This is a genomic window from Marinactinospora endophytica, assembly GCF_054780875.1.
Genome location: NZ_BAAGVM010000010.1, coordinates 72,869 through 96,775 on the forward strand (window position 1 = coordinate 72,869; position 23,907 = coordinate 96,775).

The window sequence follows — 23,907 nt, forward strand, 5'->3', positions numbered from 1 at the left end:
CGGGCCGCCCCGCGCAACGCGGAACGGCCCGGCGCCGACGTGTCGGCCGTCAGGCGGAACCGCCCGAGGTCGGCTCCGTCCGCCCGGTCGTGCTCTCCTCTTCGGCCTCGCGCGGCGCCACGGCGTCGGCCGCCGCGACCGCGCCGGCGTCACCCGTGGCGGGCGTCTCGGCGTAGCGGCTGGCCAGCTTGACCGGGCTGGCCTGCGCACCGCTCCGCTTACGACGGCGGCGGGCCGCCAGCAGGTTGAGGATCTCCACGAACAGCGAGAAGCCCATCGCGGTGTAGATGAAGCCCTTCTCGATGTGGAAGCCGAAGCCCTCGGCGACCAGGCTCATGCCGATGAGCAGAAGGAAGGCCAGGGCCAGCATCTTCACGGTCGGGTGGTCGTGCACGAACTTGGACAGCGGGTTCGCCGAGACCAGCATCACGATGACCGCGATGACGACGGCGGCGACCATGACCCAGATCCCCGCGCCCTCGGGGTCGATCATGCCGACCGCGGTGATGACCGAGTCCAGCGAGAAGACCAGGTCCAGCGCCACGATCTGGGTGACCACCATGCCGAAGGCGGCCCCCACCTTGGACCCCTTGTGGTCCTCCTCGCCCTCCAGACTCTCGTGGATCTCGTAGGTGCCCTTGGCGAGGAGGAAGAAGCCGCCGACCAGCAGGATCAGCGACTGACCGCTGAACTCCATGTCACCGATCGAGAACAGCGGTTCGGTGAGCTGGATGATCCAGCTGATGGAGCCCAGCAGGGCCAGGCGGGTGATGAGGGCGAGCCCGATGCCGAGTTTGCGGGCCTTGTCGCGCTGGTGTTCGGGCAGTTTGCTCGACAGGATCGAGATGAAGACGAGGTTGTCGATCCCGAGCACGATCTCCAGCAGCGTCAGCGTGAAGAATCCGACTATCAGGTCCGTGGGCATGGGGGGTCGTCAGCTCCGAGAGAGGGTACGGGCATGGCCCCAAGAATCTAGGAAGGCGTGGATAAGCGACGCATAAAGCGGCCCCGCCCGGTGCCCCTGGTCACACCCCGAGTAAGGCGCGCAGGTGCCGGGGCGAGGGGGAGCCGTGGGCGAGCATGGCGTCGTGGCGGCGGCGCGCGGAATCGGCGGGACGGGCCGCGGCGAGGTCCCGGGCGATCGCGGCGATCTCGCGGTGCCCCACATAGTAGGTGGCCAGCTGCGCGCTGGTGAGCAGGGCCCGCCGCCACTTGCCCGCGGCCTCGCCCTCCTCCTGGTGGCCACGTTGGGTCAGCAGTTCCATCGCCTCGGCCTCGGACAGGTCGTGGGCGTGGACGCGCACGTCGATGATCGCGTTGAGCAGCGTCCGCAACCGCATCTTCAGGTGCGTCAGCCGCAACGGCAGGTCCGGCTCCTCCCCCCAACCGTTCTCCGCGATCAGGTCCTCGGCGTAGACCGCCCAGCCCTCGACGAAGGACCCGCTGCGCAGCGCCGTCCGGACCCGGGTGGCGCCCTGGTAGCGGGCCGCGTGGGCGAGCTGGAGAGCGTGGCCGGGAACCGCCTCGTGCACCATCAGGTTGCGCAGCATGTGGCTGTTGTACTCGCGGTGGAAGGAGGCCCGGCGCGCGGCCGGCCACTCCCCTGGCGGCGGGGCCACCGCGATGGTGGTCGGCTCCTCCCCCCGGGGCGCCAACGGCCCGGGCGGGTCGCAGTAGGCGACACAGACGCCCCGGCGCGGGCCGGGCATCGCGACGATGCGGATGGCGGTGTCGGGGACGGTGACGAGGTCCAGCTCGGCCGTCCGGGCCACAAGGTGCTCCAGCGCCTTCTCGCACATGGGGCGGACCGTGGCCTCCTCGGAGGCACTGCGCTCGGCGATCCGGTCCAGGACGCGGCGCACCTGTCCGGGGTGGCGGGGCCGCCCCTCGTACTCGGCCGCGAGCTCGGCGATCTCCTCCTCCGCCGCGAGCAGATCGCTCTCGGCCCGGGTGAGCAGCGTCTCGGGAGAGAGCTCGGAGTCGAGGGTGTACCAGAGCTGGGCGGCGTAGTCACGGGCGCCCAGGCGGGGGTCGGCGACCGCGGAGTCGAGGCGTTCCGCCAACCAGGCGGCGTGCGTGCTCAGGGCCTCACGAGCGGCGTCGCGGGCGGGAAGCACCCGTGAGGCCAGGGACGGCTCGTCGGCGAGCAGGGCGTCGACCCCGCCCGTGAGGAGCTCCGCCGTGGCACGGACCCGCGCGATCGCGGTCTCCACGTGCACCCTGGGCATGCCCGGCCCGGAGTCCAGCACGGAACGGGCGGTGGACAGGAAGTCGGGCACCGCGGCGCAGCGCGCGGCCAGCCTCTCCAGCCGGACCGCGGCCGGGGCGGACTCGCGTTCGATGAGCGGGGACAGTCCCTCGCCGGGCAGCTGTTCCAGCGGATCCCAGGTGTGGGGCCGTAGTTCGGTGGTCCGCCACAGGTCGCCGCTGACCCTCGTGCGCAGCAACTCCAGATCCACCCGGTCCTCGGGCGGCAGCAGCGTGTCGTCGATCTCGTCGAGCGCGCCGAGGGCGTCGGCCAGCGTGGCGGCCCGGCGCGCCCCGGCGTCCTCGGAGTGGTCGGTGAGCCGGTCGTCGAACCGGTCGTCACCGAGCTCGGTGGCCCACTCCGGGCGCTCCTCCAACAGGGCGTCGAGGATGCGGGAGGAGACCTCGCGGAACCGGTCGGTCATGGCGTTGGCACCGGGATCGGGCAGCCGGTGGTCTGGCGTTTCAGTCATCCCCTCCATCCTGCCCGTTCGCGTCGACGCGCGCACGTCCTCCATCGGCTTATCTTCCCCGGACGGCGGCGCGTCCCCTCCCCTGGGGGCTATCGTCGGCGAGGTGCCCCACGCGGACGGGGAGGGGCACCGGCCCCACCCGGATCGGAGTGCCCATGCGCGTCACCCACGTCGTCGACCTGAGCCACCCCGTGGGGCCGCAGACCCAGGTCTATCCCGGGGATCCGGTCCCCTCCCTGACCCCGGTCGCCACCCTCGCCGACGACGGCTACAACCTCGCGCACGTGTCGATGGGGACGCAGAGCGGAACACACGCCGACGCGCCCTTCCACTTCTTCGACGCGGGCGCGCGGATCGACGAACTCGCCCTGGACCTGTTCGTCGGCCCGGCCGTCGTCATCGACGTGTCCGGGCGCAGGGACCGCTCCAGCATCGACTGGGCCGACATCTCGGCGCAGGCGACGGGCGTGGGTCCGGGGAAGGTGGTGCTCCTGCGCACCGGCTGGGCCCGCCACTACGGGAAGCCCCGTTACTTCGACCATCCCTACCTGAGCGGCGAGGCCGCGGCCCGCCTGGTCGCGGCGGGCGTGCGCACGATCGGTATCGACGCCCCCAACCCGGACGAGACACCACGAGAGGGAACGGCCGGTGGTGACTGGCCGGTCCACCGCACCGTGCTGGGAGCCGGCGGGGTGCTGATCGAGAACCTGCGCGGCCTGGAGGAGATCGACTTCCCCGACCCCCTGTTCAGCGCGGTCCCCGTCCGGCTGGCGGGCGCGGACGGGGCTCCCGTGCGGGCCATGGCGATGCGGGTCCGCCCCTGAACGGGAAGACCCACCACGGAAACGGGGCCGTGGCGGTTGTCCGCCACGGCCCCGTCATCGCGTCCCGGCCGCCTCAGCGGCGCTCGCGGACCGTCGCGACGATCTCGGCGACGGCCTCGTCGATCGGCACGCCGTTGTTCTGCGAACCGTCTCGGTAGCGGAACGACACCGCGGCCTTGCCGGCGTCCTCGTCGCCGGCCAGCAGCATGAACGGGACCTTCTGCTTCTGGGCGTTGCGGATCTTCTTCTGCATCCGGTCGTCGCTGGAGTCGATCTCGACCCTGATCCCCTCGGCGCGCAGCTTCTCGGCGACACGCTCCAGGTAGGGCACGTGCTCGTCGGTGATCGGGATGCCGACCACCTGGACCGGTGCCAGCCAGGCGGGGAACGCGCCGGCGTAGTGCTCCAGCAGCACGGCGAAGAAGCGCTCGATCGAACCGAACAGGGCCCGGTGGATCATGACGGGACGCTGCCGGGAACCATCGGAGGCCTGGTACTCCAGATCGAAGCGCTCAGGCAGGTTGAAATCGACCTGGATGGTCGACATCTGCCAGGTGCGGCCGATGGCGTCACGGGCCTGGACCGAGATCTTGGGCCCGTAGAACGCGGCGCCCCCCGGGTCCAGGACGAGTTCGAGCCCCTGCTTCTCGGCGGCCTCGCGCAGGATCTGGGTGGCCTCCTCCCAGATCTCGTCGGAGCCGATGGACTTCTCCGGGTCACGGGTGGACAGCTCCAGGTAGAAGTCGTCCAGACCGTAGTCGCGCAGCAGGTCCAGCACGAACGTCAGCAGCGAGTCGAGCTCGCCGGGCATCTGCTCGGGGGTGCAGTAGATGTGCGCGTCGTCCTGGGTGAAGCCACGGGCGCGGGTCAGGCCGTGGACCACCCCGGACTTCTCGTAGCGGTAGACCGTCCCGAACTCGAACAGCCGCAGCGGGAGCTCACGGTAGGAGCGGCCCCGGGACCCGAAGATCAGGTTGTGCATCGGGCAGTTCATGGGCTTGAGGTAGTAGTCCTGGCCCTCGTCCAACTGCATGGGGGGGTACATGCCATCGGCGTACCAGTCGAGGTGGCCGGACTTCTCGAACAGCCTGCCCTTGGTGGCGTGCGGCGTGTAGACGAACTCGTACCCCGCCTCTTCGTGGCGGCGCCGGGAGTAGTCCTCCATGGCCCTGCGGATCACACCCCCCTTGGGGTGGAAGACCGCCAGACCCGATCCGATCTCATCGGGGAAGGAGAACAGGTCGAGTTCCGCCCCCAGCCTGCGGTGGTCGCGCTTCTCGGCCTCCTCCAGGAAGGTGAGATAGGCCTTGAGCGCGTCCTTGCTCTCCCAGGCGGTGCCGTAGATGCGCTGGAGCTGGGGGTTCTTCTCGCTGCCCCGCCAGTAGGCGGCGGCCGAGCGCATGAGCTTGAACGCCGGGACCACCTTGGTGGTCGGCAGGTGCGGGCCGCGGCACAGGTCCTTCCAGCACAGTTCCCCCGTGCGCGGGTGCAGGTTGTCGTAGATGGTGAGCTCGCCGGCCCCGACCTCGACCCCGGCGCCCTCGGCGGCCTCGCTCGCGCCGCCCTTCAGGCCGATCAGCTCGAGCTTGTAGGGTTCGCCGGCCAGCTCCGTCCGGGCGGCCTCGTCGGTGACGGGCCGGCGCGCGAAGCGCTGTCCCTGCTTGACGATCTCCTGCATCTTCTTCTCGATGCGCTTGAGATCGTCGGGGGTGAAGGGCTCGGCGACGTCGAAGTCGTAGTAGAAGCCGTTCTCGATGGGCGGCCCGATCCCGAGCTTGGCCTCGGGGAACAGCTCCTGCACCGCCTGCGCCATGATGTGGGCGGTGGAGTGGCGCAGGATCGCGCGTCCCTCGTCGGAGTCGATGGTGATCGGCTCGACGACGTCCCCGTCGGCCAGTTCGTGGGCCAGGTCGCGGGGCTCGCCGTTGACGCGGGCCGCGATGACCGTGCGGCCGTCGGCTTCGAGTGCCTGGCCGGCGGTCGTCCCGGCCGCCACCGCACGCTCGGATCCGGCGAGGGTGATACGCAGCTCAGGCACGGCCGACACAGTGACTCCCAGAGGGTTGTAGCGAAACGAGGTCGGGAGGCGCCACGGGAGGGCCCGGGCGCCGAGGAGGCCGGGACGAACCGGTCCTCCGACCTCGATGCTAGCGGCAATCGCCGATCGGCTCGACTGCCCGCCATGGGCATCCCACCCGGTCACAGACCGGCTCCGCGAGCAAGGACGTGCGCCGGCCCCTCGCACGGGTATGCACAGCCTTACAGGGCCGGCACCGGGGGGACAACGTGCGCATCGTCATCGTAGGGGGCGGGATCGGAGGGTTGACGCTCGCCGGGGCGCTGGCCCGCGGGGGCGTGCGCGCGGAGGTGCTGGAGCAGAGCCACACCTCCCGGTCGCCGGGAGCGGGGGTGCGGCTGTCCCCCAACGCCTCCCGTCCCCTGCTGCGGCTGGGACTGGGCGAACGGCTGGCGGCGGTCTCGGTGCGGCCCGAGCGTCGCGACCTTCTGTGCTGGGACAGCGGGGAGCGCATCGGGTCCACCCCGATGGGAGAGTTCTACGAGCGGAGGTACGCGGCCCCCTACTACACCCTGTTGCGCAGTGACCTGCACGCGGCCGTCCGATCGCTGGTGCCGCGGGAACAGGCCCACCCCGGCCGCTACGTGACCGACCTGCTGGAGAGCAGTGACGGTATCGCCCTACGCTGCTCCGACGGGCACGAGGTCTACGCGGACGTGGTGGTCGGCGCCGACGGCCTCCACTCCGCCGTGCGCGGGGCGGTCCGGCCGGAGCGGCAGCACTTCGCCGGGATCAGCGTCCACCGAGGACTGGTCCCGGTCGAACGGTCACCGTTCGCCACGGGGGAGAGACGGGTCCGGGTGTGGCTGGGACCCGACCGGCACTTCACCTGTTACCCGGTGGACGCCGGGCGCCTGATCAGCTTCACCGCGATGACGCCGGCCCCCCGCACCCGACCGGGATCGTGGGGCACCCGGGACCGGATCGCCGATCTGCTCCGCGCGTTCGAGGGGTGGGATCCGCGGGTGCGCGCGCTCGTGTCGGCGAGCGATTGGATCGGTGTGTGGCCGCTCCAGGAGTACACGACGCTCGCCAGCTGGTGGCGCGGTCGGATCGCCCTGCTCGGCGACGCCGCCCATCCGATGCCGCCCTTCCTGGCCCAGGGGACCAACCTGGCGGTGGAGGACGCCATCGTGCTGGCGGCCTGCCTGCGGGGGGCCGACGTCACCACGGTGCAGGACGCGCTGGCCCGCTACAGCGCGTTGCGCGAGGAACGGGTGCGCCGGGTGCGGGAGGGGTGTTGGGAACTGCTACGGCTGTTGTACCGTGACGATGGCGAGTCCCCCATCCTGCGGGCTGCGGCGGCGGCCTCGGCGGGGGCGGAGATCGCCGACCCCGACTGGTTGTACGGCCACGACGTGGACCGTGTGACCGCCGGCCTTCCCTGAGATCACTCTTCACTAGTCGAGAGTCCGGTGACCGTCGCCCCTGGACACGCCGTGGCGTGATGAGCCCGAAACCAGGTCTTGATCCGGCCGATATTGTGAGGTCATGTCACCGAGCCCTTCAGCCGAGGCGAGCCGACCGGACCCGGCGGCATCGTCGCCGCGACGTGTGTCCCGCCGCTGGCGGCGTTTCCGTGTGCACATGCGGATCTGGCGTATCCGCATGCACTCCCATCCCGTCCTCCACTGGGCCTGGCGCACCCTGGTGGTCCTGGTGGGCGGTCTCATCCTGCTCGCGGGCATCGTCATGTGCCTCACCCCTGGACCGGGCGCGGCGGGGATCATCCTGGGCCTGGCGATCCTGGCGACCGAGTTCGCCTGGGCTCGGGGCCTGCTGCGGCGCGCCCGCGTGTGGGCCCACCGAGCCAAGGAGACCGCCATTGAGACCCAGCGGCGCAGGCGCGCGCGCAAGAGGCCGTCGGTGGGGTAAGGACCTCCACCGGGCTTCGAGAAACGGTCGGAACGAATTCCGGCGGGCTCACAGACCAGATGAACCGGCCACGGCCTCGCGGGCACGCCCCCATCCCGAGGCCGGCGCGGCTCCCCCTCCACCGCACGAGGCCGCGGACCTGAGCGGTTCCGCGCCCGCGGATGTCGCCACGGGCTCCCCGCTACGGAGAAGGGCCGGACAGCAGAGAGGCCGGCTCCGTGATTCGGAGCCGACCTCTCGTCGGGGTGGGCCATACTGGACTCGAACCAGTGACCTCTTCGGTGTGAACGAAGCGCTCTAGCCGACTGAGCTAATGGCCCGGGTTTTTCGCCGCCCCTCGGGGCGAACAAGAAAGACTCTAGCGCATCTGGAGGGGTGCCGAGGCCCCCACGTGCCCCTCGACGGCGATCGGGTACGTGATCGACGTCTCACCACAGGTTCGTCCAGGTCACCTCAACGGAACGCAAAACGCGAGATTCCCTCATACAAGGGAGATGCAGAGACCAGGACCGGCCGGCGTGGCCGCCCCCACGCCACTCCGGGTGACGCGGGCCACAGATCATCCGGAAATTCCTAGTTTCCGCAGCTCATTAAATTGACGAAGGGTCGGGAAAGACTTGGCGGGATGCCACCCCACGACCCCAGACGAAGAAGTTTCCCGGTTGCGCGTCACTAGTCATCGACCGGCCGTGTCGGGTACGGATGCGACGGCAACCAACCCGCAAAGTCGCGGGGCCGGACGAGAAAAGGTTTGGCGAACATGAACAGTAGCGGCACCACTGCCACCGCCGAGCTGGGTCTCCGGCTCGTCGTCCCCGACCGCGCCGCGGTCCCTCTGGTCGCCCGGCTCGATTACACCGCCGAGGACCCCTACGCCATCAAGGTGGCCTTCCACGTCGGCGAAGACGAGCCGGTCGAGTGGATCTTCGCCCGCGAGCTGCTGACCGTGGGCATCGTGCGCCCCGTCGGCGAGGGGGACGTCCGGGTGTGGCCGGCCAAGGGTGACGGCGAGCGGGCGATCAACATCGCCCTGTCCTCCCCGTTCGGCAACGCCGAGTTCAACGCGCCGATCTCGCCGCTGGCGGAGTTCCTGCACCGCACCTACGAGATCGTTCCGGCCGGCCAGGAGGCGGACTTCGTGGACCTCGACGCCGAGATCGCCCAGCACCTTTCCTGAGGCGCCCGAACGGAAGCGCCCCTCCCGGACCTCTCGCCCGGTTCCGTACCGCCACACGCCCAAAAGCGGGACATAAGCCCGCAGTTCTGTCTGATGGTTTACCCGGCCAGATGACCGGCAAACCGCCTCGAACGTCTTACTTTCCCCGGGAATGCCGCGGCCCCTGCGAGCCGCGGCATTCCCGTCTTCCCGTCACATCGGGCGACGTCTCAGGGGTCCATGTCCGAGGCGCCGCGCTCGGCGAACACCTCCATCGCCTTGCGGGTCACCGGCCCCGGCGCCTGCGGCAGCTCCCGGCCGTCGATCGCGCGGATCGGCTGGACATCGCGTCCGGTCGAGGCCAGGAACGCCTCCTCGACCTCGCCCAGCCGCGCCACCGGCAGGTCGGCCTCCTCGCCGCCGCACCACTCCAGCACGAGTTCCCGGGTGATCCCCGCGAGCGGTCCCGCGGCGAGCGGCGGCGTGATCAGCCGGCCGTCCACCACCACGAAGACGTTGCTTCCGGTCCCCTCGCACAGGTTGCCGGCGGTGTTGGCGAAGATCGCCTCCCCCGCGCCCCGCTCCCGCGCATAGGCCAGCGCGACCACGTTCTCCGCGTAGGAGGTCGTCTTCAGGCCACTGAGAGCGCCGTTCTCGTTGCGCGTCCACGGCACGAGCACGACATCGACCATGGGTGCCGGCCTGGCGAACTCCGCGACCGCCACCATGCAGGTCGGCTCCCCCGGTCCACGGTCGGAACCGAGCGGCCCCACCCCGGCGGTCACGGTGATGCGCACCCGGGCCGGGTCGATGGCCGGATTGGCCTCCAGGACCTGGCGCACCCCATCGGCGATGCGTTCCAGATCGGGCGCGGGCAGGCCGATCCCCTCGGCGGAACGGGCGAGACGGCGCAGGTGCCGAGTGAGCGCGAACGGCCGGCCTCCCACCGCCTTGACCGTCTCGAAGACGCCGTCGCCGACGGTGATCCCGTGGTCCAGGGCCGGGATTTGGACCTCCTCCGCCTCCAGCACGCGCCCCGCGCCGTATCCGGCGCCGGCGATCCACATCCGCATCTCGCTCGTCTCCTCCCGCTCGGTCCTCGCTGACCTGATCCTGCCACTCTCCCCGGCCGCAACGGGCCTTGGACGTGCGCTGCCGGCGACAACGTCGGACGGTACGATCGCAACCCCTCTGACCAGCACCGGCCGGGTTTCATGTTTCGCGGCGTGCGCGGGAGTACCGTAGCCAACCACCACGGTGCGCCCCCAGTCGGATCGCAACCTCAGCGGTTCGGAATCTACGCAGAGAGGAGCCGGATAAGTTACGAATGACTATCATCTGGGCAACACTTGCGGGACACTCGCATGCGTCCACAGATAGCCGTACGTGAATCTCCGTCCCCTTCCCCCTCCCTGCCCACACCGAAGACGAAACAGATCAAGAGAGCCATGACCTCACGGAGCACCGCCCCTGGCGAGCTGAGCTGGTTGCTCGACGACCTCCTCACCCGTGCGGAGGGCACGCATCACGCCATCGTGCTGTCCACCGACGGGCTGCTGATGGCGTCGTCGAGTCAACTGGAACGGCCGGCCGCGGAGCACCTCGCGGCGATCGCCTCGGGGCTACAGAGTCTGGCCGGCGGAGTGAGCAAGCAGTTCGCCGCCGGGGAGATCCGCCAAAGCATCATCGAGATGGACAAGGCCTTCCTGTTCGTCGCAGCGGCCGGGGAGGGTGCCTGCATGGCGCTCGTCTCCGACTCCGAGTGCGATGTCGGCCTGGTCGCCTACGAAATGAACAAAGTGATCCAGCGTGTCGGACAGTACCTGTCGGCTCCGCCGCGCCCGGACATGCCCTCCACGCCGGCGCGCGTCAAGGGCTGAACATCGGGCCCGGGGCCGTGCGCGGCCCCGGCCCCGCCCCCTCACCGACGCCCCCGCGAACCACCGCTTTCCCCTCGGCCAGCGCTTTCGAGTTTGTACAAGCGCCGGAATCCGCTAGAGTTCTTAACGCAGCGAGGGACGCGGCCCGGGAAACCGGATCCGGATCACTCGCCGCGCGGACGTGGCTCAGCTGGTAGAGCATCACCTTGCCAAGGTGAGGGTCGCGGGTTCGAATCCCGTCGTCCGCTCGAAGCAACAAGGTCTCATGGACACCGTTCCATGACACGCGGACGTGGCTCAGCTGGTAGAGCATCACCTTGCCAAGGTGAGGGTCGCGGGTTCGAATCCCGTCGTCCGCTCGGAGAAGCCCTCGGGTACCCCACCCGGCGGCACTCGTGGCGGAGTGGCCGAGTGGCTTAGGCAAGGGACTGCAAATCCCTGTACACGGGTTCGATTCCCGTCTCCGCCTCCAATCCAAGTCTCGACTTGGGCGGTTAGCTCAGTTGGTTAGAGCGCTACCTTGACACGGTAGAGGTCACAGGTTCGAATCCTGTATCGCCCACCACCCTCAAAGGGCCAGAGGTCTCCTCTGGCCCTTCGGCTTTTCCCATAGTCATTGGAGGCCGAGCGGCATCGACCTGACGGCCCCAGAGGCCGTCCCGGCCACCGCTACTCCGCACGCCGGCGAGCCGTCACGCCCCGCCGTCCGAACGCGCCCCCGCCTTCCGCGCCCTAGGGTGTCGCGCGTCCTCGCCCGACAAAAGCGGGGCCACGGCTCCCCACCTGGTCCCCGGCAGTGACCGGACGCTCTTCCCCGCACGGAATCTGGGTAGGACTGGTGTCGCTTGGGACCCTGGGCACGATGGCACTCCTCTCGTACCTCGTGGCTACCTTCCCGCCCTCTCGAGAGAAGAGGCCGTCATACCCCCAGGTCGACCATGTGGAGGACGAACATGGGTGGGCCCTCGCCCATCCCCCATATATCCCCCGGAAAGCATGGAGACCGACAGATGCTCCCTCTCATCGGCCGTGAGCCCGCGGTGGTCGTCGGTGCCGGCATCGCCGGGCTGCTGGCAGCCCGCGTCCTCGCCGCCCATCACCCCGAGGTCATCGTGGTGGACCGCGACCGCCTTCCAGACCGGCCTCAGCGCCGAGCGGGCGTTCCCCAGAGCAGCCACGTCCACGCCCTGTTCGCCAAGGGGGTGGAGACCATCGACGCGCTCCTTCCCGGCTTCAGCGACGAGGTGTGCCGTAGGGGCGGACACCGTATCGACGCCTGCAACGACTTGGCGGTGGCCACCCCGCACGGATGGGGGACCCGCTTCCACTCCGGACTGGGCGCGGTGAGCGCCAGCCGCCCCCTCATCGAGGCGGTGATCCGCGAACGTGTGCTCGCCCTGCCCCGGGTACGCCTTCTCCAGGAGCACACGGTGGACTCCCTGGTGGGAACCCCTCGGCACGTGACCGCGGTGACGCTCCGCCATCGGACCACCGGCCGCGGCTTCGACCTGCCCACCGGCCTGGTCGTGGACGCCACGGGCCGCGGCTCCCGGCTGCCGGCGTGGCTGGAGGAGCTGGGCTGTCCCCCGGTCCCCGAGACCGTGGTCGACGCCCACCTGCGCTACGCGACCCGCGTCTACCAGCTGGACGGCGACGCCGAACCACGAGGGTGGCGCGCCTGTTATTCCTTACCGTTCGGGCCGGCGATCACACGGGGAGGAGTGCTGGCCCCCCTCGAGGGCGACCGCTGGATCGCCACGCTCAGCGGGGTGGGAAACGACCAGCCCTCCTCACGCGCCGAGGACTTCCTTCCGTTCGCCCGCACGCTGACCACTCCACTCATCGCCACCACCCTGGCCGACGCGCACCCCCTGACCCCCGTGCTCTGCAGCGGTTCCACCGCGAACAGGAGACGCCGTCTGGGCGACGTCACGGAACTTCCCGACAACCTCGTGGGCGTCGGCGACTCCGTCTGCGCGCTCAACCCCGTATACGCCCAGGGCATGACGCTGGCGGCGCTCAGCGCACGCCTGCTGGACTCCTGGCTGGAGAGCGGGCTCCCTCCCCGCCACTTCCACCGCCGCCTCCAGCAACTACACGAAGTCCCGTGGATCATGGCCACCGTCGCCGACCGGCGCTTCCCTGACACCGACGGGCCCGCGACGCCGTTCCACCACCGGCTCATGGGGCGTTATCTCGACCGCGTCCTGGCCGCGGGCACCCGCCACCCCACCGCCCAACACGCCTTCATGGGACTTCTCAACCTGAGCCACGGCCCCGCGTCACTGCTGTCCCCCGGGGTGGCGTTGCGGGTCGCCATGCCCTCCCTCCTCCCACGGTCGTGGTCCATGGCAGCGGCTCCCGCCGAAAGGACCGTCTCCCCCTCCCGTTGAGCGAGGGCGCCGCCGGAGGCGGACGGACGGCATAGGAGTACCGATTGGGACGGGCCGTGTCGCATCGGGGACCGTGACACAGGATCATCGCCCGGACACGGAAGGAGACCGCCCTCCCCGCGCGCTCGCGCGGGGAGGGCGCCCGCGAAACCCGCGCTGTGCCGCGTGGACGCCCCGTCGGCCACCAGGCGGCATGCCGGTCCCCGACGCGCCCCCTGCGATGAGCCCCCTCGGGAGGGCGTGGGGAGCGGGACGCCGCCGCTCCCCCTCCGCGCCGTCCCGGTCCCTGGGTGCCCCTCCCACCGGGACCCGCGCCCCAAGGCGCGGTGACGATCGGCCGTGTCGGTGAGACCGTGTCCGCGGTCCCACCGGCAGGGCGGGTACCGGCAGGCCCCTCTTACCCGTGCCAAGGGGCGTCCGCCCCCTCCACCGCCACGCGTCCGGCGAACGAGACGGCCCGGGGATGCCCGTCTCGTATAGGGCGTGGACGACCTGGGCTCCTCCCCCGATCGGACCGGGCGTGGACACCGGCGCTTCGAGACCGGCGCCGCCTCCCCGAACGGACGCGCGGTTGGCCACGTGACGATGCGGGCCCTGCGTCTCCCGAGCGCGGCCCGGGCACGGGATCAGTCGATGCGGGCGAACCTGCGGGCCGCCAACGCCAACAGCACCACGCTGAAGCCGACCGCCAGACCCAGCTCGAGAAGCACCGGTGGATGCCAGGTTCCCCATGCCACCGGGTCGGCGAGCGCGACACCGTCCTCGGTGTAGTGGGCGATGGTCCGGCGCATCGCGTCGATCGTGTAGGTCAGCGGGTTCACCAGGGCGACCGGCACCATCCAGGTCGGCATGGCCGCGACCGGGAACACCGCGCCCGACAGGAAGAGCAACGGGGTCATCAGCACACCGAGGACGATGTTGAACGTCTGGATGCGCCGGATGGTCACGGCCACCAGCGCACCGAGCGCGGTCATGACGAGCGAGGCCAACCCCAATTCGGCGAGCAGCAGCAACGACAGACCGAAACGGTAGGGGACGCCGACCAGCCCACAGCAGAGGAGGACGACGGTTCCGGTACAGGTGGCGACCGTGGCCCCGCCCAGGCACTTGCCGATGAGCAGGGTCGAACGACGCACCGGAGCGACGAGCATCTCGCGCAGGAACCCGCTCTGCCGATCCCAGACGATGGACGCCCCCACCGAGACCGCGGGCACCTGGGCGGCCATGACGAGCACGCCGGGGAACAGGAAGACCAGGTAGTCGGCGCCCGCGCCCGGGTCGGCGCCGGCCTGGGCGTAGAGCCGGGAGAGCCCCACCCCGAGGATGAACAGGAAGATCAGCGGCTGGAAGAGCGACACAGCGGTGCGCGCGGGATCGCGCAGGAAGTGCAGCATCTCGCGCCACCACACCATGCGGCCGGCGCGCAGCTCGGCGCCGAATGTGGAGGAACGGTCCCTCTCGTCACCGACAGCGCCCCGGTCGGAGGGGGCCACGATCGAGGTCATGAGCGGTCTCCGGCGAGTTCGGTGAGCGTGGCGCTGGCGGGCGTCGGCTCCTCGCGGATCCGGTGCCCGGTGTGGTGGAGGAAGACGTCGTCGAGGGTGGGGCGGGTGACGGTGACCGCGTAGACGGGCACATCCAGTCCCGCGCAGAGCCGGGGGACGAGGCGGGCGCCGTCGGGAGCGCGGACCGCGACGCCGCCGGCCCCCACCGCCGGGTCCAGGCCGAAACGGTCCCGCAGGTCGCGGGCCGCCGCCGCGTCGTCGCCGGTGCGCAGTTCCACCAGGTCGGCGCCGACCACCGATTTGAGCTCTTCAGGGGAGCCCTGGGTGACGATGCGGCCGTGGTCGATGATGGCGATCCGGTCGCACTGCTCGGCCTCGTCCAGGTAGTGCGTGGTGAGGAAGAGGGTGGTGTCCTCACGCCGACGGACCTCGCGCAGATGCTCCCAGATGTCGGCGCGGGCCTGCGGGTCGAGTCCCAGGGTGGGCTCGTCCAAGAACAGCACGCTGGGCCGGTGGAGCAACCCTCGGGCGATCTCCAGACGCCGGCGCATCCCCCCGGAGAACGTGCGCACCGGTCGGTCGCGGCGGTCGGTGAGCCCGGCGAGGGACAGCATCTCCTCGATGCGCCCGGCCAGTGTGGCGCGCGGCAGCGCGTACAGGTCGGCGTGGAAGCGCAGGTTCTCCTCGGCGGTGAGTTCGAGATCGAGGGTGGTCTCCTGGAAGACCAGGCCGAGCCGGCGGCGGACCCGGCCGGGGGCCGTGCAGGTGTCGTGTCCGGCGATCTCGATGCGGCCCGCGGTGGGGCGGGCCAGCGTGCACATCATGGCGATGGTGGTCGTCTTGCCGCACCCGTTGGGGCCGAGGAAGCCGAACATCTCGCCCTGGGCGACGGTGAGGTCGAGGCCGCGGACCGCCTCGACACCGGGATAGTTCTTGCGCACTCCGACGGCCCGGATCGCCGGAACGGCGTGACCGTCCGGCGTTTCGGGGAGCGGGCCGGCAGGAGCGGGCGTGCGTCCACCGAAACGCCGGATTCGGAACAACGGGGTCTCCCTTCGCTGGTGGGGCGACCGCGGTCGCGGTCGCCGTGGCACGGGGCCGAATCAGGCGGGCAGCCCCAGACGTTCGCGCCAGTCGTCGGGGACCACGAACCCGAAGCTCCACCGGTGGCGTTGGGTGGGGTTGACGATGCAGTGCCAGAAGAGCCGGTCGGGATCCTGCTCGATCTTGAAGAACCGGGCGATGCGCGGACGCTCGCGCAAGGTGACGAGCTCACCCGTCCGCGGATGCAGGTAGCGGAAGAAGGTGGTGTGCTCGGGATCGGTGAAGGGGGCGTCGAAGTCGATGAGGTACATGCGCCAGCCCGGTTGGGTCTCGTTGGTGTGCCACAGCCGGTAGCTGGACGGCGGATACCACATGGACCCCGAGAAACGGACCTCGGTGCCGAAGGCCCTTTCGAGCGCTCCGACGGCGGCGCTCTTGGCGTCGAGATAGGAGTCGTACCCGGAGTGGTCGACGTGCTCGTCGAGGTTGACGAGGTGGAAACCCCGCTGTTGGGGGTCGGCTCCCCTGGCGCTCTCCTCCCGCTCGACCCGGTTCTGCCAGCGCCGGAACTCCTGGCTCACCGGGGAGAGGTCGGTGGAGGCGCGGTCCTCCTCACGGTAGCGGTCGGCGAAACGGGCGAGGTCGACCGTGTCCGGTTGCACCTTGAGCCGGGGGAGCAGATCGATGATGTCGCCGAATCCGGGGAGATCGGCGATGTCGTATTCGTGGTGGTAGAAGACTGATTCGGAGGGAGGCGGCGACGCCGCGGGGCGCGGTCCCGGCGCGGACTCGGGGGCGAAGGACATGGAGGCCGTCGCGAGGTCACCCAGGTGGAAGTCGTAACCGTGCCGGCGGCCGAGCGCGATGATCTCCTTCGGCCCGGTCATGGCCCGAAGGGTCCGCATGAGCTCCTCCGAGGCGTACGCGGTGCGCAGGAAATCGGTGCAGGATTCGATCGACATCGGTCGGGTCAGCCCTTCTCGGTGGTGGACACGGGCGGGTCGAGCAGCAGTACGGAAGGCACACGGTCGGGTGCTGCCAGACGCAGCATGTGCATGCCGGTACCGGCGATGCCGAGCATGAGCCCCGGGAAGAAGCGAGTGGAGTCGCCCTCGCCGGATTCGAGGTGGCGCCACTGGGCCTGGGCCTGGACGTTGGCCTCCATCCGGAACGCGGGCTCGTCCTTGAGCTCGGCGAAACGCAGGAAGAGTTCGGCGTTGCCCGACCGACCGTGGCACAGGGTGTCGTTGCGGAGCCGAGGGAAGTTCCGCATGGTCGCGGCCAGCGCCTGGCGTGCCTCGAGCAGCAGGCCCTCGTCATCGCGGCCGAGCGCCGCCCAGCCGGTGATGCGGCTCAGCCCGATGCCGGCGGCGCCGTTGCACCAGGCGTTGGCGTAGTGCCGGCCGCCGCGCGCCACCCCTCCGCCGAGGGTGCGCAGGTCGTACCAGTCGTGCTCGGTGGAATCGAAGTGGCGGGCCTCGTAGGCGAAGGCCCGTCGGCCCGCCTCGACGTAGTCGCCACGGTCGAGGAAGGCCCCCAGCGTGATCAGCGACCATCCGATGCCGGCGCTGCCGTGGGCGAATCCGGTGAGCGGGACCGGGTTGCTCTCGGGCGGGAAGGGAGGCCAGGTCAGCGCCTCGCCATCGGCCTCGGCGGTGCGCAACAGGTGGTCGGCGCATTGCCGGGCGGTGTCGAGACCGTTGCCGTCGGTGGCCGCCGCCAGGCCGAGCAGGATCGGGATGAGCCCGGCCGCTCCTCCGAAGAGGTCGAGGTGGCGGTCGGCGTCGATGCGGTCGGGCAGCTCACGGCCGAGCCGGACGGCTCGTTCGAGCAGAGCCGGATCGTCCCACAGGCGCGAGAGGTGGGTGAGCAGGTAGATGAGCCCGCCCATCCCCTGGAAGGCACCGATCCTGTCGGTGTCGCAGGCCGTGACGGCGTGGGCCAGCGCGCGTTCGGCCGCCCGTCGGAACTCGGGCCGCGGGACGAGGGAGTCGAGGTGGGCGAGGAACAGGGCGATACCCGCCGCCCCGTGGTAGAGATCGCCCTCGACGTCGACCTTGACGGTGCGTCCGTCGCTGACGTCGTAGGAGGTCCACGGGGCGGAGGCGGTGGGTTCGCGCAGGGCCGCGCAGAGGCGGTCGCCGACCTGGGCGGCCTTGTCCAGGCAGGCCGCGACAAAGGAGGGGCTGGTGATCTCGCCGGTGGACAGGCTCGCGGTGATGTAGTGGTGTTGCCGGCCGCGGTCGGTGTCGGACAACCGGCCGATGCGCTCGGTGACGTGTTCGAGCGGGGAGAGTTCGAGGTAGCCGGGGATCTCGCCGCGGTGGTCGTGGACGAGGTCGCGGCGCGTGGCCTGCACGGAGAACAGGGGGACGTCCAGCCGCCACAGGGAGCCGAGTTCGTGCTCGACGAGGATCCCTCCGTCGTCCCAGGCGCGGGGGAAGGTCCGGACGACGCTGTTGAGGAGGTCCACCTCGAGCGGGTCGCTCAGGGCCTTGGGGTGGCGGGCCGACATGAGCGCCTGGGCGTACACCTGGGTGCTGCGGTTGATGAAGCGGACGGAGACACCGGTGAAGACCTCGGTGACGTGGCGGGCGGCGTCGGGACGGCGGAACCACTCGTAGACGCGGGCGAACCCGTCGGCGATGGCGTCGGCGTGCTCATCCGGCTGGACCAGCTGCTCACCGAGGAAGACACGGTTGGCCGCGTCGGGGTGGACCTCGACACCGGTGCGGTGGACGACGCCGGCGCGGAAGCTGAGCCGCTCGTCGCCGATGCGCGGGACGGCCACCGGCATCTCATACGAGGTGCCGCCGGTGTAACCGCTGATGCGCATGGTGGCGGGCCCTCCGCGCGCCTGGGAATCGGGCCATTCGAGCAGTCCCGTGCTGAAGACGGAGTCGAGCAGGGTGCCGGACTTGTTCCCCTGTCCCTTGGGACGCACCCCGAGCACGGTCTCGCAGTCGCAGATGTAGGCGTTCCCGTCCGCGACGATGACGTTCTCGAAGTGGAGGTCGCCGCCTCCCAGGGCGTGGAAGACGCCGAGATAACCGCCGAGTTGGCGGTAGATGCGCTTGACCTGTTCCGAGGTACGGACCCGATTGCGCCCGGAGGGGATGAGCGCTTCGTAACCGTAGCCGTCCCGGGGCAGCACATGGCGAGTGGCGAAGTCGAGGGCGCCGTCCTCGGTGATGCGGGACAGCAGCTCCTGCATGGCCGACTCGGCGGCGATGCAGCGCGGTTTGTAGACGACGGTTCCGGTCCCCCCGTCGGCGAGTTCGACGTCGACGAACGCGACGCTGCGCGCGCCGGCGTGCGGGTCGGAGCGTCCGAGGCGCACGGCGCGCACGCCCGTGACGGGCCGGTCGAAGAAGGCCCGGGAGAGAAGGGGGCCGTCGGCTGCGAGGTGAGCGGTGAGGTCCCGGCCGTAATCGGCGAGAAGCCGGGTGACGTGGGCCAACCATCGTCCCAGTACCGGGAAGCGGAGGTAGAAGGCGTGGTAGGAGGAGGCGTCGCCGAAGGTGGAGTCGAGGTAGCCGAGGTAGTCGTCACGGGAGGCCCGGTCGGGATCGATCCCGGCCTGGGCGCAGTGGACCTTGGCGTCGGCCTCGACGGCCCAGGCCAACGCGAGTTCGAACCGGTCGAGCAGGTGGCGTTGGAAGCCCTCGACGACGCCGGGGGCGGCGGGAGCGGTGTCGGGCCTGCGCGGCCCGCGCAACCGGCGGCCGAGTTCGAGGAGGAACGGTTCGCAGGCCTTGGCCAACCGTCCGTAGTAGGTGTCGAAGTCGCGCCACCCTGCGTCGGGGTCCTCGCCCGCGTCGAACCCCTCAAGGGCCGACCGGTAGGTGGGCAGCCATTCGCCGTGGATGTCGCCGAGGAGCTCGCGTAGCTTCGCGGCGGAGTCCTCCGAGGAGTCGAGGGCGAGTTCGTGCCGCCGGTAGTCGGTCAGGACGCGGACCAGCTCGTCCTTGTCGTAGCGGGGCGGGGTCGGTACGTGGTGGACCTCGCGGGCGGCCTTGAGGGCGAGCCGGCCCGCGATGCGGCCGATCCGCCAGGTGTCGAGAGGGCCGAGGTCGGTGGGGGCCGTCGGGGGAGGCCCACCAAGGGATTCGACGACACGCATGCGCTCCGCCAGGTTGCAGGCGCGGGCCGCGATATCGACTGGGTGGGCGTTTCCCATACTGGGGGCTCCTCGGTGGACGACGAAACGGCGGAAACACGCGGAACGGACTCCGAGGGGTGGCGATCCGGCACCACCGGCCCGCCACCCCGCCGGCGCGGGGTCACCCCGCGCCGGCTCTCCGGCTACTTCGTGGTGCCGTCGCAGGCGATGGTGAAGGGGCCGAAGCTGCAGGTGCTGGCGCAGGCGTAGATCTCGCTGGCGACAACGGCCTCGGTGAAGGCCTCGATCGCCTCGTGGTCCTGCCGCTCGACCGCGCCGGGCAGCGACTCGACCGAGAGGCCGAAGGCCGCGGGGTCGGCGAGCAGGACGCTGCGGAACTCGTCGTCGACGACGGCCTGCTGGAGGGTCATGGTCATGGACATGGAGACTCCTTCTCGTGGTGTGACCTGACCGTTGGTCAGGTGGTCTGCTCGGGCTTCACGGCGACCAGCTTCATACCGCTCTGCTGCTCGACGTTTCTGAGTTCTTGGATGGCGGCACTCATGTTGTCGCTATTGCTCTGCCAGTCGACCAACTCCTTCACCTGGGGTGACAGGTCGTCGCGCCTCCAGAGGGTTTCGAGCCACTCCTTGGCGGTGTGCGGGTGGAGGTCTGATATGGGCGTGATCTGGGCGAGCAGAGGCTCCTCGTGCAGCGCGAGCGCGATCTGGAGGGCCTCGCGAAGCTTTCCGTCAGGTGGGAGAAGCGAGCACAGAATCATCAGACTCTGAATCTGACGAATAGTGTGGACGCCTTCATATATGGTGGGAGGCTTTACCGTCATCAGCCACCTTCCTCACTGGTCAGGACAGACCAAACAAAGGTTCCGGAAAATCCCGCTTTTCGCCGTTCCCCTACATCGCGCAAAGTAAATATAAGCAGCCCAGGCTTTCAGTGGACTTTCTCTCCACTTACACTCGGCAGCACATTTCCCAGTAAATCGATAGGAAATATGAGCGAACTTTTTCAAGCTTCGAGAAAAAACGGCCGGATGTCAATTTTAGAGAACTAGGAAACTATCGTCGCCATATTGGCGTTCAGTCCGGTTCGCCCCGAAGAATGGACAGGTGCAGGTCACGCAGCTGCCGGCCGGGGTCCATCCCCATCTCCTCGCGCAAGCGCCCACTGATCTCACCGAACGCCTCAAGCGCCTCGACACGGCGCCCGCAACGGCACAGACAGACGATGAGCTGATACCAGAACCGCTCATGGAAGGGGTAGCGGCGGACGAGCTCCCGCAGTTCACCGACGAGCTCGTCGTAGCACCCTCCCGCCATGCTGATCTCATGCCGGCGCTCGCGCACCCGCAGCCACTCCTCGGTGATCCGGGGAACGACGTCGCGGTGGAGGGAGGCGGAGCGGACGTCCGGCAGCATCGGGCCGCGCCACAGTTCCACCGCGCGGTCCAGGGCCATACGCTCCGCCGCCTGGTCGCCCCGCTTCGCCGCGGCGTGCGCCGCGCCGCTGTGGGCGCGAAAGCGCAGGAGATCCAGTTCCTCGGGTCCCACCTCGATGAGATAGCCGGCGGCGGTGGTGCGGATGAGGCCGGAGGGGCCCGCTCCACGGGAGTCGAGGGTCGCGCGCAACCTGGTGAGACAGGTGTGCAGGGCAGCGCGGGGGCTGTCCGGCCGCACGTCGTCCCACAGGAGGCCGACCAGTTCCTCCAGCGACACCACGGTGTTGGGCGCGAGCAGGAGCGCGGACAGCAGTACCCGCTGTTTACCGGCGGGAATGCGGACCGGTCCGCTCTGCGAGGTGACGTCAAGAGGGCCGAGAACGCGAAATTCCAGCCGGTGGGCCATATCCATCACTCCTCTCCCTTGCCGGAGCAAGGTGTTTCCGGAAATCGGTGACCACAACCGGATCGGGGATATGAAGACATCCGCCACCCTCGTGGCCGGAAGCGAATTTTAGTCATCGACCACGCCCACGGTTCCGTTCCCGAAGGAGCGGGGGGATTCACACATTTTCCCTGCCGTGTTCACGCTGGAATGTCAGAGGTCATCCCAGGATCGGCCTCGTTTCCGGACGGTCTTCGGCCGGACCTCCCGAATTCCGTCCCGCCCCAGGCCCGAATTCGGGGACCGCCGGGAGGCGATACGGCTAGGATCGTCCCGGGACGACGATGACGACGGGTGAGGTGAGCGGTGCGCGACCCCGATTCCGTCACGGCCGGACCGGTGCGCCCCCGTCCCCCACACGGCCGATGACCTCCTCCGGCGACCTGCTCGCCGACCTGCCCACGCCCCTGCTCCTCCCCGCCCTGGGGCTGTTCGTGCTCGCCGAGACCGCGCTGCTGCCCGGGGTCGTGGTCCCCAGCCTGGCCATCATGCTGACCGCCGGCCTTCTCGCGGCCACCGGGACGGTGCCGTTGGCCGCCGTCCTGGCCACCGCCGTGACGGCGGCGGTGGCCGGCGACGCCATCGGCTTCCACAGCGCTCGCCTGCTGGGGCCGCGGCTATGGCGCGGCAGCCGGTCGGAGCGGGTCCTGCGCCACCGTCAGCGCGCCGAGGAAATCATTCGCAGGTACGGCGCCTGGGCGATGTTCGTGGGGCGTTTCATCCCCTTCGTCCGAACGCTGACCCCGCATCTGGTAGGCCTCGGCGGGCTCCCCTACCGCAGGGTCGCCCCGGGGGCCGTGCTGGGGGCCGCCGGGTGGGCGACGCTGGAGATCGGCGTGGGCTACGCCGTGGGGGTCTCGGCCGCTTCCGTGGATCCGTACGTCGTCGTGCTCACCGCCGCCGCCGTGGGTCTGGCCCTGACCGGGGGATGGGCGCTGTGGCGCAGGTCGTCGCGACCGTCCCCGAGGAGCATGGGGGCGGCGTCCGCCCCTCCTCGGCCCCCGAGGCGCGCGCCTCGTCGGACGGGACCGCCCCCATCATGAGGCTCGCGCGGGGCACAGGACCCCAGCGATCGGGGAGCCGGCCGGTCCACGCGCCGATTCGCCGGCGCCCCCTCACAGCGTCCCGGGGACGACCGCGGCACCCCAGACCAGGAGCGGGGCGAGCCCCACGACCAGGCCGCTGTAGGCGACCATCCGGCGGTAGAAACGGTCGCGGTCCTCGACCTGGGCGTTGGCCAGCACCATCGCGCCGTTGGTCGAGAAGGGGCTGACGTCGACGATGGTCGCACAGGCCGCGAGCGCCGCGACGAGCCCGATGGCGCCCACCTCACCGGTCAACAGCAGCGGCATCGCCAGGGGCAGGGTGATCCCCAGGGTCCCGATGGAGGAGCCGAACGCCGAGACGACGCCCCCGACGTAGCAGAGCAGCAGCGCGGCCACGAGCGGTACGCCCAGACCCGCGACGGCCTCCCCCGCCATGTCGATGGTGCCCGCGGAGTCGAGCACCGCCATGTAGGTCATCATCCCGCAGACCAGGGTGATCGTGGACCAGCTGACCCGGTCGAGGATGTCGGCGTAGGACCTGGGCGCCATGAGCACCAGGACCACCCCGATGCAGATCGCGGCGAACCCGACGTCCACTCCGAATCCGGCGGCCCCCACGAACAGGGCGACCAGGCCGAGCAGGGTCGCCGCCCGCTGGAACAGGAGCGCGCGCGGCGTCCGTCCTCCCCCCGTCGCCCCGTCCGAGGTGTCCTTTTCGAGCGGAACCGAGCCCGTGGAGGAGCGCAGCAGCGGCCGGCCGAGCGTGAGGAACAGGACCAGCGCGAACGCCAGGTTGAGGGCGAAGGGGATGAGGAACAGCAGCAACGGGCTGTGCGGCAGGTCGGTCTTGGCGATCATCCCGTTGACGAACGCGCCGTAGACGCTCAGCGGCGAGAAACCCGCCCCCAGTGCCCCGTGGACCACCATGAACCCCATGAGCAGGGGATCGATGCGGTGCCGGGCCGCGATCCCCAGGGCGATGGGGGCGACCATCGCCACCGCCATGATCGAACCGAGGGCCATGAGCGTGGCCGCCAGGGCGAACATCAGCCACACCACCGCCCACAGCCGGCCGCGCACCAGCCTGATCGCGGAGGAGATGATCAGGTCGACGGTCCCGTTGGCCTGGGCGATACCGAACAGGAAGGTGATGCCGCCCAGGGTGATGAACATGTCGCCGGGGAAGCCGGCGACGATGTCGTCGACGGACATGCCCAGGAGCAGGGCTCCGACGACGAACGCCGCCGCGAAGGCCATGAGGCCGAGGTTGATCGGGTACAGGGTCGCGACCACGAACATCGCGACCAGGACGGCCAGGGAGACGAGCTGAGGGGTCACGGGGTCCTTACTCCACGTTCCGCGACGGGGCGGGGTCCGGTGGCGG

Annotated in this window: 19 protein-coding genes and 5 tRNA genes; 11 read left to right on the top strand and 13 right to left on the bottom strand. The window is 70.2% G+C overall.

The annotated features are described in order from the left end of the window. Positions 1-49 precede the first annotated feature (49 nt). Positions 50-925: a TerC family protein gene (locus ACYVHU_RS18595; protein WP_078762890.1), complete on the bottom strand. Its 876-nt coding sequence runs from the start codon at positions 923-925 to the stop codon at positions 50-52. A gap of 100 nt (positions 926-1,025) precedes the next feature. Continuing rightward, complete coding sequence (locus tag ACYVHU_RS18600; protein ID WP_394330067.1) at positions 1,026-2,720, bottom strand: DUF885 domain-containing protein; 1,695 nt, start codon at positions 2,718-2,720, stop codon at positions 1,026-1,028. Positions 2,721-2,875: 155 nt separating this feature from the next. Between ACYVHU_RS18600 and ACYVHU_RS18605 the strand changes: the two genes are divergently transcribed. Beyond that, positions 2,876-3,544, top strand: coding sequence for a cyclase family protein (locus ACYVHU_RS18605; RefSeq protein ID WP_078762891.1), 669 nt, complete (start codon positions 2,876-2,878; stop codon positions 3,542-3,544). Between the two features lie 73 nt (positions 3,545-3,617). Here the strand turns inward: ACYVHU_RS18605 and thrS are convergent, their stop codons facing one another. Beyond that, positions 3,618-5,591: a threonine--tRNA ligase gene (gene thrS, locus ACYVHU_RS18610; protein WP_078762892.1), complete on the bottom strand. Its 1,974-nt coding sequence runs from the start codon at positions 5,589-5,591 to the stop codon at positions 3,618-3,620. 239 nt (positions 5,592-5,830) lie between these two features. Between thrS and ACYVHU_RS18615 the strand changes: the two genes are divergently transcribed. Next, a complete protein-coding gene (locus tag ACYVHU_RS18615; RefSeq protein ID WP_078762893.1) occupies positions 5,831-7,009 on the top strand; it encodes an FAD-dependent monooxygenase in 1,179 nt (392 codons plus the stop codon). 199 nt (positions 7,010-7,208) lie between these two features. Continuing rightward, a complete protein-coding gene (locus ACYVHU_RS18620; protein WP_235001074.1) occupies positions 7,209-7,496 on the top strand; it encodes a PGPGW domain-containing protein in 288 nt (95 codons plus the stop codon). A 246-nt stretch (positions 7,497-7,742) separates the two neighbouring features. Here the strand turns inward: ACYVHU_RS18620 and ACYVHU_RS18625 are convergent. Continuing rightward, positions 7,743-7,816, bottom strand: a tRNA-Val gene (locus ACYVHU_RS18625). Positions 7,817-8,256: 440 nt separating this feature from the next. Here ACYVHU_RS18625 and ACYVHU_RS18630 point away from each other — a divergent pair. Then, a complete protein-coding gene (locus tag ACYVHU_RS18630) occupies positions 8,257-8,673 on the top strand; it encodes an SsgA family sporulation/cell division regulator (RefSeq protein ID WP_078762894.1) in 417 nt (138 codons plus the stop codon). Between the two features lie 209 nt (positions 8,674-8,882). Here ACYVHU_RS18630 and ACYVHU_RS18635 read toward each other — a convergent pair whose 3' ends face one another. Beyond that, entirely contained in the window at positions 8,883-9,725 is an 843-nt protein-coding gene (locus tag ACYVHU_RS18635) for an aminotransferase class IV (RefSeq protein WP_078762895.1), read from the bottom strand. Between the two features lie 375 nt (positions 9,726-10,100). Between ACYVHU_RS18635 and ACYVHU_RS18640 the strand changes: the two genes are divergently transcribed. The 6 genes from ACYVHU_RS18640 to ACYVHU_RS18665 all read left to right on the top strand — a co-directional run bounded on the left by ACYVHU_RS18640 (position 10,101) and on the right by ACYVHU_RS18665 (position 12,925). Beyond that, positions 10,101-10,532, top strand: a complete 432-nt coding sequence (locus ACYVHU_RS18640; RefSeq protein WP_078762896.1) for a roadblock/LC7 domain-containing protein — start codon at positions 10,101-10,103, stop codon at positions 10,530-10,532. 175 nt (positions 10,533-10,707) lie between these two features. Beyond that, positions 10,708-10,780: transfer RNA gene (locus ACYVHU_RS18645), tRNA-Gly, on the top strand. A 38-nt stretch (positions 10,781-10,818) separates the two neighbouring features. Further along, positions 10,819-10,891 (top strand) — tRNA-Gly (locus tag ACYVHU_RS18650). Between the two features lie 38 nt (positions 10,892-10,929). Beyond that, positions 10,930-11,004: transfer RNA gene (locus ACYVHU_RS18655), tRNA-Cys, on the top strand. 16 nt (positions 11,005-11,020) lie between these two features. Beyond that, positions 11,021-11,097: transfer RNA gene (locus ACYVHU_RS18660), tRNA-Val, on the top strand. 445 nt (positions 11,098-11,542) lie between these two features. After that, the gene (locus tag ACYVHU_RS18665; protein ID WP_078762897.1) at positions 11,543-12,925 is read left to right on the top strand and encodes an NAD(P)/FAD-dependent oxidoreductase; all 1,383 of its coding nucleotides are present in this window, start codon (positions 11,543-11,545) and stop codon (positions 12,923-12,925) included. A 626-nt stretch (positions 12,926-13,551) separates the two neighbouring features. Here ACYVHU_RS18665 and ACYVHU_RS18670 read toward each other — a convergent pair. From ACYVHU_RS18670 to ACYVHU_RS18700, 7 genes are all read right to left on the bottom strand, one after another. Beyond that, on the bottom strand, positions 13,552-14,430 hold the full coding sequence (locus ACYVHU_RS18670) for an ABC transporter permease (protein WP_078762898.1): 879 nt from the start codon (positions 14,428-14,430) through the stop codon (positions 13,552-13,554). After that, positions 14,427-15,371, bottom strand: coding sequence for an ATP-binding cassette domain-containing protein (locus tag ACYVHU_RS18675; protein ID WP_235001075.1), 945 nt, complete (start codon positions 15,369-15,371; stop codon positions 14,427-14,429). The genes ACYVHU_RS18670 and ACYVHU_RS18675 overlap by 4 nt, the downstream gene beginning before the upstream one ends. A gap of 162 nt (positions 15,372-15,533) precedes the next feature. After that, a complete protein-coding gene (locus ACYVHU_RS18680) occupies positions 15,534-16,436 on the bottom strand; it encodes a Nif11-like leader peptide family natural product precursor (RefSeq protein ID WP_078762899.1) in 903 nt (300 codons plus the stop codon). A gap of 8 nt (positions 16,437-16,444) precedes the next feature. After that, on the bottom strand, positions 16,445-19,654 hold the full coding sequence (locus ACYVHU_RS18685) for a type 2 lanthipeptide synthetase LanM family protein (RefSeq protein WP_078762900.1): 3,210 nt from the start codon (positions 19,652-19,654) through the stop codon (positions 16,445-16,447). Between the two features lie 125 nt (positions 19,655-19,779). Next, on the bottom strand, positions 19,780-20,019 hold the full coding sequence (locus tag ACYVHU_RS18690) for a cinnamycin family lantibiotic (protein WP_078762901.1): 240 nt from the start codon (positions 20,017-20,019) through the stop codon (positions 19,780-19,782). Between the two features lie 35 nt (positions 20,020-20,054). Beyond that, the gene (locus tag ACYVHU_RS18695) at positions 20,055-20,420 is read right to left on the bottom strand and encodes a DurN family substrate-assisted peptide maturase (protein WP_078762902.1); all 366 of its coding nucleotides are present in this window, start codon (positions 20,418-20,420) and stop codon (positions 20,055-20,057) included. Between the two features lie 253 nt (positions 20,421-20,673). Next, a complete protein-coding gene (locus tag ACYVHU_RS18700) occupies positions 20,674-21,444 on the bottom strand; it encodes an AfsR/SARP family transcriptional regulator (protein WP_078762903.1) in 771 nt (256 codons plus the stop codon). A gap of 398 nt (positions 21,445-21,842) precedes the next feature. On the opposite strand from ACYVHU_RS18700, the gene ACYVHU_RS18705 reads away from it, so the two are divergent. After that, entirely contained in the window at positions 21,843-22,520 is a 678-nt protein-coding gene (locus tag ACYVHU_RS18705) for a DedA family protein (RefSeq protein ID WP_159457287.1), read from the top strand. 72 nt (positions 22,521-22,592) lie between these two features. On the opposite strand, the gene ACYVHU_RS18710 is transcribed toward ACYVHU_RS18705, so the two are convergent. Beyond that, positions 22,593-23,861: an SLC13 family permease gene (locus ACYVHU_RS18710; protein ID WP_078762905.1), complete on the bottom strand. Its 1,269-nt coding sequence runs from the start codon at positions 23,859-23,861 to the stop codon at positions 22,593-22,595. Positions 23,862-23,907: the final 46 nt, after the last annotated feature.

Excerpts from the sequence above, each read along its gene's own strand:
- ACYVHU_RS18595 (WP_078762890.1), bottom strand. The coding sequence starts at position 925 with ATGCCCACGGACCTGATAGTCGGATTCTTCACGCTGACGCTGCTGGAG.
- ACYVHU_RS18600 (WP_394330067.1), bottom strand. The coding sequence starts at position 2,720 with ATGACTGAAACGCCAGACCACCGGCTGCCCGATCCCGGTGCCAACGCC.
- ACYVHU_RS18605 (WP_078762891.1), top strand. The coding sequence starts at position 2,876 with ATGCGCGTCACCCACGTCGTCGACCTGAGCCACCCCGTGGGGCCGCAG.
- ACYVHU_RS18620 (WP_235001074.1), top strand. The coding sequence starts at position 7,209 with ATGCGGATCTGGCGTATCCGCATGCACTCCCATCCCGTCCTCCACTGG.
- ACYVHU_RS18630 (WP_078762894.1), top strand. The coding sequence starts at position 8,257 with ATGAACAGTAGCGGCACCACTGCCACCGCCGAGCTGGGTCTCCGGCTC.
- ACYVHU_RS18635 (WP_078762895.1), bottom strand. The coding sequence starts at position 9,725 with ATGCGGATGTGGATCGCCGGCGCCGGATACGGCGCGGGGCGCGTGCTG.
- ACYVHU_RS18640 (WP_078762896.1), top strand. The coding sequence starts at position 10,101 with ATGACCTCACGGAGCACCGCCCCTGGCGAGCTGAGCTGGTTGCTCGAC.
- ACYVHU_RS18665 (WP_078762897.1), top strand. The coding sequence starts at position 11,543 with ATGCTCCCTCTCATCGGCCGTGAGCCCGCGGTGGTCGTCGGTGCCGGC.
- ACYVHU_RS18670 (WP_078762898.1), bottom strand. The coding sequence starts at position 14,430 with ATGACCTCGATCGTGGCCCCCTCCGACCGGGGCGCTGTCGGTGACGAG.
- ACYVHU_RS18680 (WP_078762899.1), bottom strand. The coding sequence starts at position 16,436 with ATGTCGATCGAATCCTGCACCGATTTCCTGCGCACCGCGTACGCCTCG.
- ACYVHU_RS18685 (WP_078762900.1), bottom strand. The coding sequence starts at position 19,654 with ATGGGAAACGCCCACCCAGTCGATATCGCGGCCCGCGCCTGCAACCTG.
- ACYVHU_RS18690 (WP_078762901.1), bottom strand. The coding sequence starts at position 20,019 with ATGTCCATGACCATGACCCTCCAGCAGGCCGTCGTCGACGACGAGTTC.
- ACYVHU_RS18695 (WP_078762902.1), bottom strand. The coding sequence starts at position 20,420 with ATGACGGTAAAGCCTCCCACCATATATGAAGGCGTCCACACTATTCGT.
- ACYVHU_RS18700 (WP_078762903.1), bottom strand. The coding sequence starts at position 21,444 with ATGGATATGGCCCACCGGCTGGAATTTCGCGTTCTCGGCCCTCTTGAC.
- ACYVHU_RS18705 (WP_159457287.1), top strand. The coding sequence starts at position 21,843 with ATGACCTCCTCCGGCGACCTGCTCGCCGACCTGCCCACGCCCCTGCTC.